We start from the raw sequence: 19,550 nt of genomic DNA on the forward strand, positions 1-19,550 counted from the left end.
AATAAATTATAGCTTATTATATATTGACTAAATGTTTCACGTGAAACAAAAAAATATTATATCCATAAAAAATGTAAAATGTTTCACGTGAAACATTTTACATTTTAATTATATTCTTTGTAATATCATATGCCATGTGATATAATTTTCAATTAGAGAGTAAAAGGACACCTATTAAGGTGTTTTGTTAATTATATGGTAAATAAGGCTCAATAAGGAGTGAGGTATTTTTGGCAAAAATAATAGCCATTGCTAACCAAAAGGGTGGAGTAGGGAAAACGACAACTGCTGTAAATTTAAGTTCATGCCTGGCATACAAAGGCAAAAAAGTTTTAGTTATTGATATAGACCCTCAAGGAAATACAACTAGTGGACTTGGAGTGGATAAAAAAAATATAAAAAATTCGGTTTATGATGTTATTATTAATGATGAACCAATTGAAAACACGCTATTGCAGACATGCGTTGATAATCTAATAATATGTCCTTCAAATATACAACTTGCAGGAGCAGAAGTTGAATTAGTATCAATGATTTCAAGAGAAAACAGGCTAAAATCAGCATTGTATTACATACGAAAAGAATTTGATTTTATAATAATTGATTGTCCTCCTTCCCTGGGACTGCTTACTTTAAATTCCCTCACTGCTTCCGATACAATTCTTGTTCCAATACAATGTGAATATTATGCATTGGAAGGCTTAAGTCAACTAATGAATACTGTAAAACTTGTACAGAAACATTTGAATCCCCAGCTTGAAGTTGAGGGTGTTGTTCTGACAATGTTTGACGCACGTACTAATTTGTCAATACAAGTTGTAGAAGAAGTCAAAAAATATTTTAGCAACAAGGTGTACAGAACTATAATTCCAAGAAACGTTAGACTAAGTGAAGCACCAAGTTATGGTCTTCCAATAATTTTGTATGATGCAAAATCAAAGGGTGCCGAGTGTTACATAGATTTGGCGGAAGAAGTTATTGAGTATGCTGAAGAGGTGGTATAAAACTTATGATAAAAAAAGGTCTGGGTAAGGGACTTGGGGCATTAATCTCCAATGAGGCTTTAGAAGAAGATTCGGGCATATTACAAGTACGAATAAATGAATTGGAGCCTAATATTGGACAGCCACGTAAAAATTTTGATGATGAAAAGTTAATACAACTTGCTGAATCTATTAAACAACATGGAATAATTCAACCGATAATTGTAAAAAAAGAAGATAGTACATATACAATTATTGCAGGTGAAAGAAGGTGGAGAGCTGCCAAATTAGCAGGTTTGTCTGAGGTACCGGTAATTGTTAAGAATTTTTCCAATAAACAGACTATGGAAGTTGCACTTATTGAAAATCTTCAAAGGGAAGATTTAAATCCAATTGAAGAAGCAGAAGCTTTTCTTCATTTAATGGATGAGTATAATTTGACTCAAGAGCAAATTGCTGCGACTATTGGAAAGAGCAGGCCGGCTATAGCAAATTCTTTGAGGTTGCTTGGATTATCAAATGAAGTAAGAAAATATATTATTAGCGGTGAGCTAACCAGTGGCCATGCAAGAACATTAGTAATTCTTCAAGATAAAGAATTGCAGAAGAAAGCTGCCGAATTTATAATTGAAAATAAATTAAGCGTGAGAGAAACAGAAAATTACGTAAAGAAACTCTGTAAAGGAGATAATAAAGGTAGAAAAAAAACAGAAGTAAGCAGCCCTGAATTGATTGAAGTAGAAAATAGACTAAAAAATATACTGGGTACAAAAGTAAAACTACAATCAAAAAATAATAAAGGTAAAATTACAATAGAATACTATTCTAATGATGAATTAGAAAGACTGTTAGATTTTTTTTACAAGGCTTAAAAAGTGAGCTTTTAAAATCGATTTTAAGGCGTTTTTTAAAGGTAAGGAAGGATATTATATTCCTTAAACAGAAAAATGCTTTAAACAAAAAATAAAGCTGTAAATCATAAATTTTAATGATAATTGATTACATGGAGTGGGAATTTACGAGGGAGCATGTTAAGATGAGTGATTTTTTGACAAATATATTAAATATGCAATTTGAGATATTAGTGCTTTTTGGAATTTGTTTTATTTTTATAATAATTAATTGTTTTATGCTCATAGCGAATATAAAGAAGACAAATAATCTTAAAATTAAATATAAAAAGTTTATGAATGGGTTAAGCGATAGAAATATTGAAGAACTTTTGGAAACATGTTTAAATACTACAAATTCTGTAAGTAGCAAAAATAAAGAAATTGAACTCAAGATTAATAACATAGAAAGAAGATTGCTTCAATGTATACAAAAGGTGGGAATAGTGAGATTTAATGCTTTTGATAATGTTGGCAGTGATTTAAGTTTTGCTGTTGCACTTTTAGATAATAATGATTCAGGTGTAGTTATAAGTGGAATATACGCCAGAGAAAGTTCTTCAACTTATTCAAAACCCGTTGTGTCCGGAAAATCAAAATATACTTTATCAGCAGAAGAGATACAAGCCATTGATATAGCAAAGAAAACAAGTATTGAAAGAAGTTATGTGGATTAACCAATTTTAATTAATGTTTCTGGTAATAAAATGGAGGCCCTTTAACATGAATATTCATTTTCATAGCAATAAAGAAATCAAAAGTGAAAAAAAACAGATATGGATGTATGCTGTAATTTTATTTACAGGTGCATTTATTATACTTTTATTAACAGCATACAGTCAGGTAAAGTTTCAGAATAATATCAGTGAATACCAGAATAAATTATCTTCACAGGAAAAAGCAAAACTTACTGCAGTAACAGACTTAAAATCTGCTTTAAAGGAAAATGAAAGACTTAATAAGGAATTAGAATCATTAAGGAATAAATTAGTAGAATCAGAGCAGGAAATTGCTACACAGAATGCAAAAACAACTGATATGGAGTCAAAATTTAATAGTATGGTAAGTGCAACAGATGCACTTGTTAGGGCTATGGATTACTATAACCAGAAAGATTATGTAAATTCAGCTGTTATTCTTAAATATGATGTTAAGCTTGAATATTTAAGTACACAGGGATTAAATACCTATAATGATTTAATTGAAAAGTGTTATGGTAAAGCGTCATTACAGTTTTATAGAGATGGATACAAGAATTATAAAAATAAAAACTATGCAGGAGCTATAATTAATTTGAACCGTGCAATTGATTTCTCAAAAAAGAATGAATATTACATTGATGACGCATACTATTATTTAGCTGCATCATATTATAAGAGTTCAAATTATAATGATGCTAAAAGAATAATAAGTGCATTCCAGACTGATTGTCCTAAAAGTGAATTTACTAAAAATATGAGAAATCTATTGGAAAAGATGGGGTAAAACAGCGGTGGAATAAATTACTTTATAAAAGTTTGTTTTATTATAAAGTAAGGTGTTGACAAAAGTAAAAAATCATTGTAAAATAAAACACGTCGCTTGACAAAACCAACATGGAGAGATGGTCGAGTTGGTTTAAGGCACCGGTCTTGAAAACCGGCGTAGGTGTGAGCCTACCGTGAGTTCGAATCTCACTCTCTCCGCCAAATAAATATGAGCTGGCCTAAAGCCAGCTCAAGTTTAATGGAGAAGTACCCAAGTAGGTCGAAGGGGACGGTTTGCTAAACCGTTAGTCTGGGCAACTGGAGCAAGGGTTCGAATCCCTTCTTCTCCGCCAAAATTTGTGTGAAAAGCCTGATTTTATCAGGCTTTTCAGCGTTTTATAAACAAAAAAAGGACACTATTTTGAAGTGAAAATTCAAAATTAATGTCCTTTTAGTATTATAAAGAGAAAAGGTACTAAATACCTTACTATATTGCTGCGATTAACTTCTTAACTCCTACTATATTTATCGCTCTCCTTATGTTATAGGCAAGGAAACTAAGCCCCAGCTCTGCTGATGCTTTCTCTTTACCTTTACATAACAGATAGTGTGCTCCGTGATAACATTTAACAGTTCCAAAAGGATGTTCTGAAAGGCACATTCGCTTCGTTGATATATAAAGAAATAAAAAGTATAGATTTTGAGGACAAAATTTTAAATTCGTTGCTTTTTTGGTTTAAATAATCCACAGACAAGATAATATATTAGTCAATTTATTAACATTTATATAGCAATTTGTGAATAAAACATTGTAATTTTCATATTATATGTGAATAAAAAATAGCCATGATTTTTTTGCGTAAACCGTCTCAAAAATCATGGCTATTTAAAAGTAAATTACCTTTTTTTAATCTGGATTTTACTAATCATTAGATAAGAAAGTAAAACAATTATTATTGCAGTTATTACAGTGTTAATATTACTATAGTTATGGTGTTCTATTGAGTAACTGTTATATAAATTAACTATAGATAAAAATGCACCTGCAATAGTTATTGGAACCCCTGAAAATACATTGTTGAATGTAGTTACATTGTAACGTGCCAATCTGTATGCACCTGCAATAGGAAATAACACTGCAAGTAAATATCCAAGTACTGCTAAATCAAAGAAACTTATCTTCCAGGCAATTATTATTGGTGCTACACCAAAAGAAATTAAGTCTGAAAGCGAATCTAATTCTTTACCAAGTTCACTTGTACTATCCAACATTCTTGCCACCTTACCGTCAAATCTGTCTGTTAATGCAGCAACCATAACTAACAGTGATGCTTGTATTAAGTCATTTTTTATTGCAAATAGCAATGCAATAATTCCAAGCGAGAGATTAATAAATGTCAGGAGGTTAGGCAAAGAATGCTTTATTGTATTTTTCAAATGATCCACCCTCTACTTTAATAATTATTATGCCAAACCGGTTAATTCCTATTTTATAATTACATAAACGTAAAATATATATGATTTACATATATTATAGATTATAATTAATATTATAAAAATTAACAAGCTAATTAATTATGCATAATCTATTATACGAATTAAAGTTGGATAAGTATGATTAACATTAGTCTATTAATATTAAAAGAGGATGGATGATATATTATAATGAACAATTTTAAGTATATTTTTTTTGATCTTGATGGAACACTTATTGATACTGTCCCTTTGATTCTTGATTCCTTTAACTACACATTTATTCATCATTTTGGTGAAACACGTCCGGAAGAAGAGACAATTAGCTATATTGGTATGCCATTAATCAATCATTTGAAAGATTTGTATCCTGGACATGAGGAAGAGCTTGCAAAGACATATAGGGAATATAATGAGAAAAGACATGACAGATGTATTGGAATTTTTATTGGGATTTTTGAGACAATAAAAATCCTTTATGAAAAAGGAATTATTATGGGAGTTGTAACTTCAAAAAGGCGTGAATTGGCACTTAGAGGATTAAAACTATTTAATCTTGATAAATTTTTTGAATTTGTTAATGGCTCGGAGGATTCTAAAAAACATAAACCAGATGGTGATCCTTTAATTGTTGCTATGAATAAAATCGGTGTTACAAACAAAGATGAAGTTTTATATGTAGGAGACAGTCCGTTGGATATATTATGTGCAAAAAATGCAGGAGTCAGAAGTGCTGCTGTGGCATGGACCTATAGTCCAAGGCAGGATCTTGAAAAGGTTCAGCCGGATTTATTTATTGAGTGTCCAGCTGATTTATTAAAATATGTATAAATCTGTATAATCGAAGGTAGTTTGAGTAAATATAAAACTACTTGATTATACAGGAGTGGTTTTATGGCTAAAACAGTGGTAGCTATATTTGAGGATTATGGAAACGCTGAAAAAGCTGCGTATGAAATCCGTGAAAAGGGACTTAGGACTGATAATATATCTATAATAACTAAAACAGGAAGTAATATAAACAGTTATAAGCCCATATATGATGGAAGTATCAAAATAAGCGAAAAAGATAGTAATCCTTTTATAAGGCCTGGTAGTTTGAGTGTAAGAATTTCTGATGGTATAGTGACTGGAGGCATTATTGGAGGCATGTTAGGCATACTTATTGGCGGGGTAAGTATGTTTATTCAAAACTTGGAATTTGTTGCAGCTATGGGGCCAATAGGTGGTCTATTTATAGGTTTAGTTGCAGGAGGAGTAATAGGCGGATTCATAGATTTTGAAATTCCTAGAAATAAAAAGAAGGAGTTTGAGAAATTTATTTCAAATGGAAATACTCTCCTTAGTATGATGACAGATGAAGAGCGTTCTGAAGATATTTTAGAAATATTAAGAAATAATGGTGCACTAATGGTTGAAAAATACTAGTAGCGAATATTTCCCAATTTGCATAAATAGTATTATAATGTGTCAATCATTATAATACTATAATGTTTTAAGGAGTTTAATTATGGAAATATCGCTTAATAAATCATTAAACAATGTTGTAAAAACATCAGAAGCGAAGGCATTGGCCAAAGAGAAGGTTATTCTCCTAAAAGAAATAGAAAAGGTAAAATGTGAATTACAAAAAGCCTACAAGAATTTTGATTATGTAAATGATTCATTAATGGTTGACTACTATACATACCAGATAAAGGCCTATGAAACAATGTTTGAATTTCTCATAAAGAAGGCAAAAGCCATGGGAATTAATGAATTGTAAAGATACATGATAAGGATTTTATTCCATAGTGAATAAAGTCCTTTTTTATTTTTGAAGAATATTTAAATGTTATAGTTAATATATTTCTTATAGCAGGGACAAACCTTTTGTAGAAAGGGGCCGTACTATGAATGTAAGAAAAATTGTTAAAAAACTTTTGATAAATATAATTCTTGCTGTTGTTTTATTAATAATTATTAATTTTATTGGTTCATATTTTAATTTTAGAATAGCATTAAATGTATACTCTGCTTTAATAGTTGGAGTTTTGGGAGTTCCCGGTTTAATACTTCTTGTTTTTTTAAAGTTTATGGTATAGAACGCTAAAGTACAATATATTCCTATAATAAACAATTTTTAACAACACATTATGCTGTATTTTGTACATTATGTAAAGTTAGATGTTTAACCATAGTTAAAAAACATAACTAAAAAGTTTATGTTTTTTATGTGTATTTTCAAGGGTTTTTATAAAAAATGTTGTATACAAAGAACAAAACAAAGGCTGTACAACCTTTACAAATGGGCAAAAAAATGATAGAATATGTCGTTGAATAGTGTTTTAGTTATTAAGGAGGTAAGTTAAAATGTCAAGACATAAACAATCGATGGATGGCAATACAGCTGCCGCACACGTATCATATGCGTTTACTGATGTTGCTGCTATTTACCCAATCACACCTTCAAGTCCAATGGCTGATTCTGTTGACCAATGGTCTGCTGCTGGTAGAAAAAATATTTTTGGTAGTCAGGTTAAAGTTGTTGAACTTCAGTCTGAAGCAGGAGCTGCGGGAACTGTTCATGGTTCTTTGGCTGCAGGTGCTCTTACAACAACATTCACAGCTTCACAAGGTCTTCTTTTGATGATTCCTAACATGTACAAAATCGCAGGTGAATTACTTCCTAGTGTATTCCACGTTTCTGCACGTACAGTTTCTACACATGCATTAAATATCTTTGGCGATCATAGTGACGTATATGCTTGTCGTCAAACAGGTTTTGCAATGTTAGCTGAATCAAATCCACAGGAAGTAATGGATTTAAGTGCAGTTGCACATCTTGCAACAATTGAGGGTAGAGTTCCTTTTATAAACTTCTTTGATGGTTTCCGTACATCTCACGAAGTTCAAAAAATTGAGACATGGGATTATGAAGACTTAAAAGAAATGTGCAACATGGATGCTATAAAAGCTTTCCGTGAGCATGCATTGAATCCTGAAAAGCCAGCAATGCGTGGTTCACATGAAAATGGAGATATATTCTTCCAGCATCGTGAAGCATGTAACACTACATATGATAAATTACCTGCTATTGTTGAAAAATACATGGCTAAGGTAAACGCTAAACTCGGTACAAACTATGATTTATTTAACTACTACGGAGCACCAGATGCTGATCGTGTTATAGTGGCTATGGGTTCATTCTGCGATGTAGCTGAAGAAGTTATAGATTACTTAACTGCTGCAGGCGAAAAAGTTGGTCTTATCAAGGTTCGTTTGTATCGTCCTTGGGTGTCCAGCAGCTTGCTAAAGGTTCTTCCAAAGACAGTTAAGAAAATAGCTGTTCTTGACCGTACAAAAGAACCTGGAGCACTTGGTGAACCATTGTATCTTGATGTTGCCTCAACTCTTCGTGAAGCAGGACTTAATGATATAATCGTAACCAATGGCCGTTATGGTTTAGGTTCAAAGGATACTCCTCCATCTTCAGTATTTGCAGTATTTACTGAATTGAAAAAGGATTCTCCTAAGGCGCGCTTTACATTAGGTATTGTGGATGATGTTACACATTTAAGCTTACCTGAAATCAAACCAGCTCCTATAACTGCAGCAGCAGGTACTGTTGAATGTAAGTTCTGGGGTCTCGGCGGAGACGGAACTGTTGGTGCTAACAAGAATTCAACTAAAATTATCGGTGACCACACTGATAAATATATTCAGGCATATTTCCAATATGACTCAAAGAAAACAGGTGGTGTAACTATTTCTCACCTTAGATTTGGTGACAAACCAATCAAGAGTTCATATTACATAAATCAGGCTGACTTTGTTGCATGTCATAATCCATCATATGTTGTTAAGGGATTCAAGATGGTTCAAGATGTTAAGCCAGGCGGAATCTTTATGATTAACTGTCAGTGGTCTGATGAAGAATTAGCTACTAAATTGAACGCTGCTGCAAAGAAATATATTGCAGATAACAATATTCAGTTATATACAATTAATGCTATAGATAAGGCAATGGAAATTGGTATGGGTAAACGTACCAATACTATCCTTCAAGCAGCATTCTTTAAGTTGGCAAATGTAATGCCAATTGATGAAGCTATTAAATTAATGAAAGAAGCTGCTAAGAAATCTTACGGCAAGAAGGGTGACGCTATTGTAGAAATGAACTACAAAGCTATTGATGCAGGTGTAAGTGCACTTCATAAAGTTGAAGTTCCTGCTTCATGGTCAAATCCTGAAGCTGATCCTGCAGAGCCTGAACTCACAGGTCGTCCTGAAGTAGTAAGTATGGTTAAGAATCTGCTTAACCCAATTGCATTAATGGATGGTGACAGTCTTCCAGTATCTGCATTTGCTGATATTGCTGACGGACAATTTGAACAGGGTGCCTCTGCATATGAAAAGCGTGGTACTGCTGTATTAGTTCCTGAATGGGATGCAAGCTTATGCTTACAGTGTAACAGCTGTGCATTTGTATGTTCACATGCAACTATTCGTCCATTTATGCTAAGTGAAGATGAAATAAAGGCAGCTCCTGCTAATATTAAATTAGCTGATACTAAGCCAAAAGCAAGTGAATATAAGTTTACTATGAGCGTATCTCCTTTGGATTGTATGGGTTGTGGTGAATGTATCACTGTATGTCCTGTTAAGGAAAAGGCTATCAAGATGGTACCTCAGGAATCACAGGCTGCAGAACAGCCAGTATTCGATTATCTGGTTGCAAACGTTGGAAAGAAACCAGGAATGCCTGCTGATACTACTGTTAAGGGTTCACAGTTCAATCAGCCACTTCTTGAATTCTCAGGAAGTTGTGCAGGATGTGCTGAAACATCATATGCTCGTTTGGTAACTCAATTGTTTGGTGAGCAAATGTATATTTCAAATGCTACAGGATGTTCTTCAATATGGGGAGGTCCTGCTGCTACTAGCCCATATACAGTAAACAAGGATTCAAAAATGGGTCCGGCTTGGGCAAACTCATTGTTTGAAGATAATGCTGAGCATGGTTACGGTATGCACCTTGGACAAAAGGTTCTTCGTGATCAGGCAATAGCTATGGTTGAACAGCTTGCTGCATCAGATAAAGCTTCTGATGAATTGAAGGCTGCAATTGCTAAATTCATTGAGACAAAGGATATGACAAGAGAAAACACACCTGCAACTAAAGCATTGGTAGCAGAACTCGAAAAAGCTGCTGCTGCAGGATGTGAACTTTCCAAGGAAATACTTGAAAAGAAACAATACCTCTCTAAGAAATCCATATGGATTTTTGGTGGAGACGGATGGGCATATGACATCGGATTTGGTGGTCTTGACCATGTAATTGCATCTGGAGAAAATGTAAACATTATGGTATTTGATACTGAAATGTACTCAAATACAGGCGGACAGTTGTCAAAAGCATCAAACATCGGTGAAGTTTGTCAGTTTGCTGCAGCTGGTAAGGATATCGGTAAGAAGAGTCTTGCTGAAATAGCTATGAGCTATGGTTACGTATATGTAGCACAGATTGCTCTTGGTGCTAATCCAAATCAGACAATTAAAGTAATTAATGAAGCAGAAGCATATAACGGACCATCATTGATTATCTGCTATGCTCCTTGTGAACTCCACGGAGTTAAGGGTGGTATGAACCATTGTCAGGATGAAATGAAGAAGGCTGTTGCTTCTGGTTACTGGAATCTCTTCTCCTTCAACCCTGCTTTAAAAGCAGAAGGAAAGAATCCATTTACTTTGACATCTAAGCCAGGTGACGGAACATATCAAGAGTTCCTCAATAACGAAACACGTTATACTCGTTTACAGCGTGCATTCCCTGAACGTGCGGAAAAACTCTTCCAAGAATCAGAGAAAGCTGCTAAGGAACGTTATGAACATTTATTAAAGTTGGTAGAACTTTATAAATAATATATTATAATAATTAAAACCCTGCAGGATTTTAAGTCCTGTGGGGTTTTTACTTTTTATATTTGGTTGTATGAATATTGTGTAATAAGATAACACTTTTACAATGGGGTGAAAGAGTTATATGAAAAGAAAATATGCAATAGCTGTTACAACCTTGATTGTGATAACTACAATAATTAAACTTATACTTATTTTTATATATCCGGAAAAAATGTCAGTTCACAGTGATGATATAAATTATTATATGAGCGCTGTTTACTTTTTAAAGACAGGAGTTCTTACATACAGAACTTTTAATGAGCCTACGGTTTTTATAATGCCTTTATACCCGATTTTTCTTAGTGGGGTACTAAAGATATTAGGAATAGGTTTTTGGGGACTCCAGGCTGTCAGAATAATTCAAATAGGGCTTTCTGCCCTCAGTATTCTTTTTGTGTACTTAACAGCTAAAAATTTATTTAATAAAAAGGCAGGATTGATATCAGCAGTAATATTTTCTTTTTATCCTCCTAATCTGGTAACACCAGGATATATTCTTACAGAGTGTCTGTTTACTTTTATTCTATTGGCTTTAATATATTTTTCTTTTAAATATGCTGATAATCTTAGCAATTCAAAGGCTGTAATTATAAGTTTACTCTGGATAATTGGAGTTTTTTGCAGACCAACTTTATTGTTTTATTTGTGTTTCTACCTGTTTTATATTTTTATTAATAAATATTATAAACTTTCTCAATGTATTAAGTTTGGTATTACAATGGCACTAATATTTATAGTGTTTGCTCTTCCCTGGTGGGCAAGAAACTATAATGAATATAATATGTTTATTCCTTTAACGGCGTCAAGCGGTAATCCACTTCTGCAGGGCACATATGTTAACTACATTCAAACTCCTGAAAATACAACAAATTATGAGATTGGAAAAACAGCTCTGGAGACAGATAGTATAGAAAGGAAAGTAGCATTTAAAAGAATTCGGGAGGGCTTTAAAAATTATTTTTTTAAGTACTTATACTGGTATACACTAGGAAAGACATTTTATTTTTGGGCATTTCCTTTTTATTGGAATGATGTACTTGGTATCAGTTATTGGCTGGCGGTAATTTACCACATATTTATCGTTATTACTGCTATTTATGGAGTTGTTAAAGGGATTAAAGACAGTATTTTTATGAAAAGTAGTCTCATTATATTTATTGCATTATATTTTAATTTTTTACACTGTATATACATGTCCTTTGACCGATACGCATACCCAATTATGGGAATTATTTGTATTTATTGTGGAAAAGCATTTGTAAGCGGTAAAAAGTTAAAAAGTAAGTTTTAATTCTACAAGTCCCTCATTTTTCATATAATTTAGTATCACATTTTGATTAATAGTCATCTTATGCTGTAAAGATAGTGTTATTAAATTAAAAGTGTACACGCTGTTAAAGTTTGCACTAAAGGCAAAAAACAGCTCTTGGAGGGCATTATGAATGAATTTGAGAAGGAACTGCAATTAAATTACAACCTAAAAATTAAAAATATTAATAACTTCAGAGATATGTTTCTGGCTGATACGGATAACGGTAGGAAACTCGTAAAAATATCATCAGTTAGACCAGAAAGAATTAATTTCATAGGAGAAGTAAAAGAACATTTGTTTAATAACGGTTTTATACATATTGACAGAAGTATTCCTACTGTTAAAGGTAGCTATAGTATCCAGTTTAACGACCAGACCGTTTATATGACCGAGTATATAGAAGGAAGGGAATGTAATCTTGACAGCAGAGAGGAAACAACAGGCTGTGCAGGATTGCTTGCTAAAATGCACAAGGCTTCTTATGGGTTTGTGTGCTCTGAAAACAGCAATGGAAGAAGTGAGCTGGGTAGAATGCCAGGAAGCTATAGAAAACGTTTGGATGAGATTAAGAAGCTTAAAAAGAATGCACAAAAGGGCAGAATGAAATTTGATAACTTGGTTGTTAAGCATATTGACTATTTTTATGAGATTGGTGAAAAAGCGTTGGATATGCTTCTTGCGTCTGATTATTATGAACTTGTGGAAGAAACAGAGAAAAATAAAACAATTTCTCATCATGATTTTAATCATCATAATATATACATACAAGATGACGAAATGTTTTTAATTAATTTTGAATACTGCTGTTATGATTTAAAGGTTTATGACTTGGTTAATCTTTTAAGAAGAAAAATGCGAAAGTGTAACTGGGATATAAGAGAGGCAGCCATTATACTAAATGAATACAGCCGTTATGAAACATTAAGTGATAGTGACATGAATCTCATGAAAATCATGCTTATGTTCCCACAAAAATTCTGGAGAGTAATTAATAAGTATTATAACAGCAGGAAAAGCTGGTCAGAGCAAAGTTATTTGCTTAGAATACAGGAGGTTATTGATGAAACACAGTGCCACAAAATATTTTTAGAAAAATTTAGTACACTGTAAAAAATTCACTGGTTCGCATCTCCTTTCATTTTGAGTTTTGTGTTAACACATAATACAAGAGATTAGATATATAGAATAAGTTCATATTTTTGAATAAAAAATTGAAAAAATTAGACCGGCTCACTTAAGGGCCGGTCTAGAATGTTTATATTAATATTTGCTTAGAATAGTCCTGTGATAACACCTTTTTCATCAATATCAATTCTCTCCGCTGCAGGTACTTTTGGTAAACCCGGCATAGTCATTATATCTCCGGTAAGTACCACTATAAATCCTGCTCCTGCGGAAATTCGAACTTCTTTTACTGTAACATCGAAGTCCTTAGGCCTACCAAGAAGTTGAGGATTATCAGATAATGAATATTGAGTTTTTGCCATACAGATTGGAAGTTTGTCCAGACCCATTTCTTCTATCTTAGCGATGGATTTTTCTGCAGCAGCATTATAAATAACGTTTCTGCCACCGTAAATCTTTGAGACTATCTGCTGTACCTTTTCTTTTATTGGGAGTTTTTCATCATAAATAGGTGCAAAATTTGAAACCGTAGAATCAGTGAGAGCAACAAGCTTTTCTGCCAACTCTATTCCGCCTTCTCCACCTTTTAAAAATACATCAGAAAATGCAACCTCAACACCCAGAGAACTGCATCTTTCTTGAACCAGCTTGATTTCAGCCTCGGTATCTGTATCAAAATGATTAATAGCAACCATAACGGGTACACCAAACTGTTTCAGATTTTCGATATGCTTTTCTGCATTTACAAAGCCTTTAGACAATGCTTCCACATTTTCTTCTTTAAGATCTTCTTTTTTTATACCACCGTTATATTTAAGTGCTCTTATTGTGGCAACAAGAACTACCGCGTCAGGTTTAAAGCCTGCAAATCTGCACTTAATATCAAAGAATTTTTCTGCACCAAGGTCTGCGCCAAAGCCGGCCTCGGTAATAACATAGTCAGCCAATTTCAGTGCAAGTTTTGTAGCTGAAATACTATTACAACCATGAGCAATATTTGCAAAAGGGCCACCATGCATTAATGCAGGAGTTCCTTCAAGGGTCTGAACCAGATTAGGTTTTATAGCATCTTTTAATAAAAGGGTCATTGCACCGTCAACCTTCAGGTCATGAGCCGTAACTGGCTTTCCTTCGTATGTGTAGCCAATGATAATACGTCCCAGTCTGTTTTTTAAGTCTGTAATATCAAGAGCAAGACAGAGTATTGCCATTATTTCCGAAGCAACAGTGATGTTAAATCCATCTTCTCTGGGAACTCCGTTAATCCTTCCGCCAAGTCCCACAATTACATTTCTAAGTGCTCTATCATTCATATCCATACAGCGTTTCCAGACAATTTGTCGGGGATCTATACCAAGAGTATTTCCCTGCTGAAGGTGGTTGTCTATTGCGGCGGAAAGAAGATTATTTGCAGCAGTAATTGCATGCATATCCCCAGTAAAGTGAAGATTAATGTCTTCCATAGGGACAACCTGTGCATAGCCTCCTCCGGCAGCACCTCCCTTAATACCCATTACAGGGCCTAAAGAAGGTTCTCTTAAAGCTATAACCGCATTTTTACCTATCTTCGCCATAGCCTGCCCAAGGCCTACTGTAGTAGTAGTCTTTCCTTCACCTGCAGGAGTTGGGTTTATAGCAGTAACAAGGACAAGTTTACCGTCTTTTTTATCTTTTACCTTATCCCACAGCTTATCTGATAACTTGGCTTTATATTTACCATAGAACTCAAGATCTTCGGTATCAATACCAAGGCTTTTTGCTATATCTGCAATATGCTGCATTTTACATCCCTGAGCAATTTGTATATCCGTTTGCAATATAATTTCCCCTTCCAAATACATTATTCCCATATATATAACAGGATTAGAACAAATAACTTAAATACGAAAATATTATATAACTTAAATAGACTTGATACAATAGTTCACAAATCGAGACTCAAAAATCATAATATAGAATATGAGGACTATTTAAAGTATATTGGCCGAATTACTAAATTTATTATGGATTTAATAATTATTTATATATTTGGCATACTATAACTTGAAGGGAAAGAATAATTATGAAGGAGATTGAAATAGGAAGTTTGGTTTACAGAAAATCTTATGAGAAAGATGTTCTTTTCAGGGTAGACGACATAAAAGATTGTGAGGGTAAAAAAATAATTATTCTTAAAGGTGTAGATGTTCGGTTAATTGCTGATGCACAAGAGGATGATCTTGATATTTTAGAAGATAACAATGATGAACAAAAAAATGAAGAACTTGAGGAGAAAGAAACTGATAATGATTTTCAAAGCACCCCGTAGAGCAGGCTCATACACAAAAAATGCTTGACATAAGGGCAATACGCTTGTATAATATATTATTTTTGACAAGCGTACGGATTTATGCTATAATAAATTAAACTGATGATGAGGTGATACCATGATAGACAAAGGAGAGCTTTTTCAGATAAAAAGAGATATCGAAGGCTGTATTGGTGAAAAGGTACAGCTCAGGGCGAATAAGGGACGTAAAAAATCTTTCATACGTGAAGGCGTTTTGGAAAATACTTATCCAAGTATTTTTGTAGTTAAGTTTGAAAACGAGTATGATAATACCAGAAGAGTTTCATATAGCTATACAGATATATTGACAAAAGCTGTTGAATTAGTTGTATGTAAAGACAATAAAAAAATTCAGGTATGTTAATCTTGTTTAAGATTCCTATTAATCTTTAGGATTTATGTTATAAGCTTTCTGAGAAACTTAATAATATAAAAACAAAAGGGAACTGCTGCGCAATGAATAAAATTATTCACTGGGCAGCAGTTCCCTTTTGTTTTGTAGGTTAATGTAGACGAATAAGATACAATAAAAAGTATTTTTGAGGAATAATACCATTACATGGAAAATATATATTACATAGTACATAGTTGATTCTTTTCATATTTTAGAGTGTGATATGCAATATTTAAGGATAAGGGGAGGTTGAAAAAATGTCTCTGGAGTTGATAAAAAAGGCATTTAAAGTAAATAATTTATTAGGCGAGGATACAATAGATAATGTTATTGAAAATGATATAATTGTTCCTGATGTTAAACCAGATATTGCCAAAATACTTCTTTTGGATGGGGATATCTTCATAACAGGGTGTGATACAGGTACTGACAGAGCTGTGGTTTCAGGCTGCCTGCTCGTTAAAATTCTGTATATTTCAGCAGATGAAAAGAGAAGTGTAAAAAGTATTACAACAAATATTCCATTTTCCTATACGACAGATATACCTGGAGCAAGAAGCGGTGTTAAAAGCAGAGCAAAGGGTAGAATTGAGCATATTGATTACACCCTCCTTAATGAAAGAAAAGTAAATATAAAAGCTATTATATCAGTAAATTGTAAAGTATTTGATGAAACCGAAAGGGAGATAGCTTCAGGAATAACAGGTATAGATGATGTTCAGGTATTGAAAGATGATATAGATATAAATACATATCTGGGCAGTAATAAAGTAAACTTTATCATAAAGGAGGATTTGGAACTTCCTTCTACAAAGCCTACTATAGCTGAAATTCTTAGAAATGATTTAAATATATCAGGCAAAGATTTTAAAATATCAGACGGCAATGTAGTAGTAAAAGGAGACATTAATATTTCTACCTTGTATATAGCAGATGACGAAACCAGAAGTATGCAGTATATGGAGAATCAGCTGTCATTTACGCAGTTTATTGAGCTGGAAGGTGTCAGCGAGGATACTGACGTAAATGTAGATTTCGATTTGATTGATTACAAAGTTGAACCCTCTGAGGATAGCGACGGAGAAAATAGAAATCTTAAGGCTGAAGCGACAATAAATATATATGTAACTGGCCTGTGCAAAAATTCATTTGAGGTACTTACAGATGCTTACAGTCCCAAAACAAGAATTATTTTAGAAAAGCAACAGTTTTCTATAGATGAAACTGTTTCAGATAACAGAAGTCAGCTTATAGTCAAGGACACATTAAATTTTGAGGATTTTAATCCGGAAGTTCGTGAAATATTTAATGTACTAAGCAGATGTAATGTATCTGATACACAAATAGAGGATGGAAAATTAACTTTAGAGGGCTCGGTGTTAAACAATGTGATTTACCTTTCTAATGATGAGGAACAGCCTGTATTCTGCCACAGTAAGGAAATTCCTTTTAAACACGTTGTTGAGATTAAGGGGTTAAGAAGTGATATGAAGGTAGATACGAGTATTGAGCTGGAGCATTGTAATTATAGTATGCTTTCAACAGACCAAATAGAAGTTCGCTGTGCAATAGGTGTTAATGCTAGAGTTGAAACAACTAAGTTTATCCCTGTTATAAACAAGGCAACAGAAGGAGTTATTGATGAGAAAAAAATTCTTTCTATGCCCAGTGTAATAATATATATTGTGCAACCCGGTGATAGTTTGTGGAAAATTGCAAAGAAATATTCTACCACTGTGGATAATCTTTTAAAGGTTAATAACTTAAATGAAAAAGATAATTTAATGCCGGGACAGCAACTGCTTATTTTAAAAAGAGCAATATAAATAATATAAACATAGATATAAAAAAAGGTTTTTGAGATTTTCTCAAGAACCTTTTTAATGTCTTAAAAATGTATTTATTTTTAATAATTTTACACACAAAATTTCCCGAAGGCTTGTTGTGATTGAATTTATTGATATAAAGATGTATTTTGTATATAATGTACTTAAATAAAAAGCAAAGGATATGTATAATGATTACATTAAATGCACATGCAAAGATAAATTTATCTCTGGATGTACTTGATAAAAGGGATGACGGTTATCATAACCTTAAAATGATTATGCAGAACCTACAATTGCATGATACCATAACTATTCAGGAAATAAAATCGGGTATTGAGATAGAATGTGAAGCACCGTATGTACCGAATAACAATTCAAATATTGCCTATAAAGCCGCCGAAAAGGTGATTGAAAAATTTGGACTAACTGCAGGGGTCCGAATAAAAATAGATAAAAAGATTCCAGTGGCTGCCGGGCTTGCAGGAGGAAGTGCAAATGCCGCAGCAGTTTTAAAGGGAATGAATGAGCTGTTTGGACTAGGATTGGATAAACAAGGACTTATGGATATAGGAAAGACAATAGGTGCAGATGTTCCGTATTGTATAGTTGGAGGAACTGCTCTGGCTGAAGGAATAGGAGAGATAATCACACCTTTGCCGAAAATGGCAGCTATACCTGTTATCCTTATAAAACCGAGGTTTGGAGTTTCCACGGCATCTGTATTCAAAAGTCTTCAAATAGATAAAATTACCGAAAGGCCTAAAACGGAATTGCTTATAGAAGCTCTTAAGAATAAAGATATCAATTTTATAGGCAAAAACTTGTGTAACGTTCTTGAGAGTGTTACTGTGGAGAGATATCCTTTGATAGACAGAATAAAGAAGGATTTGATGTCCAAGGGGGCAATAGGCAGTATTATGAGCGGAAGCGGTCCTACTGTTTTTGGATTGTTTAAAAATGATACTATAGCCAAAAAGGCTTACAGTAAAATAAACAAAAATAGAAATGACTGTATTTTGACATATATTACGAATGATTAGTGGGAGGATCATAAATAATGGCAGGCAAATTATCAAAAATTAATTTGAATGATTATAAACCATTAAGAGAAGTTATTTTTAATTCATTGAGAGAGGCTATTATAATAGGTGAATTGCGCCCAGGAGAGAGACTTATGGAGGTGCAACTGGCAGAAAAAATGGGTGTCAGTAGAACACCTGTTAGAGAAGCCATAAGAAAGCTTGAACTTGAAGGGCTAGTGGATATGATTCCAAGAAAGGGTGCACATGTTGCAGAGCTTTCTATAAAGGATATAATGGATGTTCTTGAGGTAAGAGCCTCACTAGATGGTTTGGCTACTTCGTTAGCTGCAGAGAGAATTACCGATGATGAATTAAGGGAATTAAAGCATATAAACGGACAATTTGCTTCTTACATTGAAAAAGAAAACCTTAACGGTTCCATTAAAAAAGATGTGGAGTTTCATGACATTATTTACAAAGCATCACGAAACGATAAGCTAATTTCAATAATAAACAATTTGAGAGAGCAGGTTCAAAGGTTCAGGGTCATATACCTTAAAGAGTATAATAATTCTAAAAACCTTATAAAAGAACATAATGACATATATGAGGCTGTGAGTTCCAGGTCGGTGGAAAATGCCAGAAACATTGCAAAAACTCACATAATAAATCAGGAGTCCACAATTCTTTCTTCTTTAAAAATGACAAAAGGTAATAGTTAAATTATTAGTTAATGAGGTTACCAGACATTTTAGTATTTTTTGAATATAATAAAGAGTAGGGT

At 33.2% G+C, this 19,550-nt stretch carries 18 protein-coding genes and 2 tRNA genes; 18 read left to right on the plus strand and 2 right to left on the minus strand.

Annotation, left to right across the window (positions count from 1 at the left end; translation table 11 throughout):
• Window positions 1-230 precede the first annotated feature (230 nt).
• The 6 genes from K412_RS0108470 to K412_RS0108495 all read left to right on the plus strand — a co-directional run bounded on the left by K412_RS0108470 (window position 231) and on the right by K412_RS0108495 (window position 3,692).
• Complete coding sequence (locus K412_RS0108470; RefSeq protein ID WP_024832701.1) at window positions 231-1,004, plus strand: ParA family protein; 774 nt, start codon at window positions 231-233, stop codon at window positions 1,002-1,004.
• Between the two features lie 5 nt (window positions 1,005-1,009).
• Complete coding sequence (locus K412_RS20605; protein ID WP_034847341.1) at window positions 1,010-1,855, plus strand: ParB/RepB/Spo0J family partition protein; 846 nt, start codon at window positions 1,010-1,012, stop codon at window positions 1,853-1,855.
• Window positions 1,856-2,019: 164 nt separating this feature from the next.
• The gene (locus tag K412_RS0108480) at window positions 2,020-2,550 is read left to right on the plus strand and encodes a DUF4446 family protein (protein ID WP_024832702.1); all 531 of its coding nucleotides are present in this window, start codon (window positions 2,020-2,022) and stop codon (window positions 2,548-2,550) included.
• Window positions 2,551-2,596: 46 nt separating this feature from the next.
• Window positions 2,597-3,358, plus strand: a complete 762-nt coding sequence (locus tag K412_RS0108485) for a coiled-coil domain-containing protein (protein WP_024832703.1) — start codon at window positions 2,597-2,599, stop codon at window positions 3,356-3,358.
• Window positions 3,359-3,470: 112 nt separating this feature from the next.
• Window positions 3,471-3,561 (plus strand) — tRNA-Ser (locus tag K412_RS0108490).
• Window positions 3,562-3,600: 39 nt separating this feature from the next.
• Window positions 3,601-3,692: transfer RNA gene (locus tag K412_RS0108495), tRNA-Ser, on the plus strand.
• A gap of 544 nt (window positions 3,693-4,236) precedes the next feature.
• Here the strand turns inward: K412_RS0108495 and pssA are convergent.
• Window positions 4,237-4,776: a CDP-diacylglycerol--serine O-phosphatidyltransferase gene (pssA, locus tag K412_RS0108500; RefSeq protein ID WP_024832704.1), complete on the minus strand. Its 540-nt coding sequence runs from the start codon at window positions 4,774-4,776 to the stop codon at window positions 4,237-4,239.
• A 228-nt stretch (window positions 4,777-5,004) separates the two neighbouring features.
• Between pssA and K412_RS0108505 the strand changes: the two genes are divergently transcribed.
• The 7 genes from K412_RS0108505 (at window position 5,005) to K412_RS0108540 (ending at window position 13,177) form a co-directional block, all read left to right on the plus strand.
• Window positions 5,005-5,643, plus strand: a complete 639-nt coding sequence (locus K412_RS0108505; RefSeq protein WP_024832705.1) for an HAD-IA family hydrolase — start codon at window positions 5,005-5,007, stop codon at window positions 5,641-5,643.
• A 63-nt stretch (window positions 5,644-5,706) separates the two neighbouring features.
• Window positions 5,707-6,240, plus strand: a complete 534-nt coding sequence (locus K412_RS0108510) for a hypothetical protein (protein WP_024832706.1) — start codon at window positions 5,707-5,709, stop codon at window positions 6,238-6,240.
• Between the two features lie 82 nt (window positions 6,241-6,322).
• Window positions 6,323-6,577, plus strand: coding sequence for a DUF2508 family protein (locus tag K412_RS0108515; protein ID WP_024832707.1), 255 nt, complete (start codon window positions 6,323-6,325; stop codon window positions 6,575-6,577).
• 127 nt (window positions 6,578-6,704) lie between these two features.
• On the plus strand, window positions 6,705-6,896 hold the full coding sequence (locus tag K412_RS0108520) for a pro-sigmaK processing inhibitor BofA family protein (protein ID WP_024832708.1): 192 nt from the start codon (window positions 6,705-6,707) through the stop codon (window positions 6,894-6,896).
• Window positions 6,897-7,164: 268 nt separating this feature from the next.
• Window positions 7,165-10,716 (plus strand): pyruvate:ferredoxin (flavodoxin) oxidoreductase, encoded by a 3,552-nt coding sequence (nifJ, locus tag K412_RS0108525; protein ID WP_024832709.1) that lies wholly within the window; start codon window positions 7,165-7,167, stop codon window positions 10,714-10,716.
• A 121-nt stretch (window positions 10,717-10,837) separates the two neighbouring features.
• Entirely contained in the window at window positions 10,838-12,046 is a 1,209-nt protein-coding gene (locus K412_RS0108530; RefSeq protein ID WP_024832710.1) for a glycosyltransferase family 39 protein, read from the plus strand.
• Between the two features lie 147 nt (window positions 12,047-12,193).
• Window positions 12,194-13,177, plus strand: a complete 984-nt coding sequence (locus K412_RS0108540; protein ID WP_024832712.1) for a CotS family spore coat protein — start codon at window positions 12,194-12,196, stop codon at window positions 13,175-13,177.
• 161 nt (window positions 13,178-13,338) lie between these two features.
• Here K412_RS0108540 and K412_RS0108545 read toward each other — a convergent pair whose 3' ends face one another.
• Window positions 13,339-15,009: a formate--tetrahydrofolate ligase gene (locus tag K412_RS0108545; RefSeq protein WP_024832713.1), complete on the minus strand. Its 1,671-nt coding sequence runs from the start codon at window positions 15,007-15,009 to the stop codon at window positions 13,339-13,341.
• A 245-nt stretch (window positions 15,010-15,254) separates the two neighbouring features.
• Here K412_RS0108545 and K412_RS0108550 point away from each other — a divergent pair, with 245 nt between their 5' ends.
• The 5 genes from K412_RS0108550 (at window position 15,255) to K412_RS0108570 (ending at window position 19,488) form a co-directional block, all read left to right on the plus strand.
• Window positions 15,255-15,500, plus strand: coding sequence for a sporulation peptidase YabG (locus K412_RS0108550; RefSeq protein WP_024832714.1), 246 nt, complete (start codon window positions 15,255-15,257; stop codon window positions 15,498-15,500).
• 118 nt (window positions 15,501-15,618) lie between these two features.
• A complete protein-coding gene (locus K412_RS0108555; RefSeq protein WP_014311724.1) occupies window positions 15,619-15,885 on the plus strand; it encodes a Veg family protein in 267 nt (88 codons plus the stop codon).
• A gap of 287 nt (window positions 15,886-16,172) precedes the next feature.
• Window positions 16,173-17,741 carry a DUF3794 and LysM peptidoglycan-binding domain-containing protein gene (locus K412_RS0108560; RefSeq protein WP_024832715.1) on the plus strand — a complete coding sequence of 523 codons (1,569 nt, stop codon included), beginning with the start codon at window positions 16,173-16,175 and terminating at the stop codon, window positions 17,739-17,741.
• Window positions 17,742-17,932: 191 nt separating this feature from the next.
• Entirely contained in the window at window positions 17,933-18,784 is an 852-nt protein-coding gene (gene ispE / locus K412_RS0108565; protein WP_024832716.1) for a 4-(cytidine 5'-diphospho)-2-C-methyl-D-erythritol kinase, read from the plus strand.
• Window positions 18,785-18,801: 17 nt separating this feature from the next.
• Window positions 18,802-19,488, plus strand: a complete 687-nt coding sequence (locus tag K412_RS0108570) for a GntR family transcriptional regulator (RefSeq protein ID WP_024832717.1) — start codon at window positions 18,802-18,804, stop codon at window positions 19,486-19,488.
• Window positions 19,489-19,550: the final 62 nt, after the last annotated feature.

It is taken from the genome of Ruminiclostridium josui JCM 17888 (assembly GCF_000526495.1).
GTDB lineage: Bacteria > Bacillota > Clostridia > Acetivibrionales > DSM-1351 > Ruminiclostridium > Ruminiclostridium josui.

What these genes read in the sequence shown, in the direction of transcription:
- K412_RS20605 (WP_034847341.1), top strand. Translation starts at nt 1,010, where the DNA reads ATGATAAAAAAAGGTCTGGGTAAGGGACTTGGGGCATTAATCTCCAAT.
- K412_RS0108480 (WP_024832702.1), top strand. Translation starts at nt 2,020, where the DNA reads ATGAGTGATTTTTTGACAAATATATTAAATATGCAATTTGAGATATTA.
- K412_RS0108485 (WP_024832703.1), top strand. Translation starts at nt 2,597, where the DNA reads ATGAATATTCATTTTCATAGCAATAAAGAAATCAAAAGTGAAAAAAAA.
- K412_RS0108505 (WP_024832705.1), top strand. Translation starts at nt 5,005, where the DNA reads ATGAACAATTTTAAGTATATTTTTTTTGATCTTGATGGAACACTTATT.
- K412_RS0108510 (WP_024832706.1), top strand. Translation starts at nt 5,707, where the DNA reads ATGGCTAAAACAGTGGTAGCTATATTTGAGGATTATGGAAACGCTGAA.
- K412_RS0108515 (WP_024832707.1), top strand. Translation starts at nt 6,323, where the DNA reads ATGGAAATATCGCTTAATAAATCATTAAACAATGTTGTAAAAACATCA.
- K412_RS0108520 (WP_024832708.1), top strand. Translation starts at nt 6,705, where the DNA reads ATGAATGTAAGAAAAATTGTTAAAAAACTTTTGATAAATATAATTCTT.
- nifJ (WP_024832709.1), top strand. Translation starts at nt 7,165, where the DNA reads ATGTCAAGACATAAACAATCGATGGATGGCAATACAGCTGCCGCACAC.
- K412_RS0108530 (WP_024832710.1), top strand. Translation starts at nt 10,838, where the DNA reads ATGAAAAGAAAATATGCAATAGCTGTTACAACCTTGATTGTGATAACT.
- K412_RS0108540 (WP_024832712.1), top strand. Translation starts at nt 12,194, where the DNA reads ATGAATGAATTTGAGAAGGAACTGCAATTAAATTACAACCTAAAAATT.
- K412_RS0108550 (WP_024832714.1), top strand. Translation starts at nt 15,255, where the DNA reads ATGAAGGAGATTGAAATAGGAAGTTTGGTTTACAGAAAATCTTATGAG.
- K412_RS0108555 (WP_014311724.1), top strand. Translation starts at nt 15,619, where the DNA reads ATGATAGACAAAGGAGAGCTTTTTCAGATAAAAAGAGATATCGAAGGC.
- K412_RS0108560 (WP_024832715.1), top strand. Translation starts at nt 16,173, where the DNA reads ATGTCTCTGGAGTTGATAAAAAAGGCATTTAAAGTAAATAATTTATTA.
- ispE (WP_024832716.1), top strand. Translation starts at nt 17,933, where the DNA reads ATGATTACATTAAATGCACATGCAAAGATAAATTTATCTCTGGATGTA.
- K412_RS0108570 (WP_024832717.1), top strand. Translation starts at nt 18,802, where the DNA reads ATGGCAGGCAAATTATCAAAAATTAATTTGAATGATTATAAACCATTA.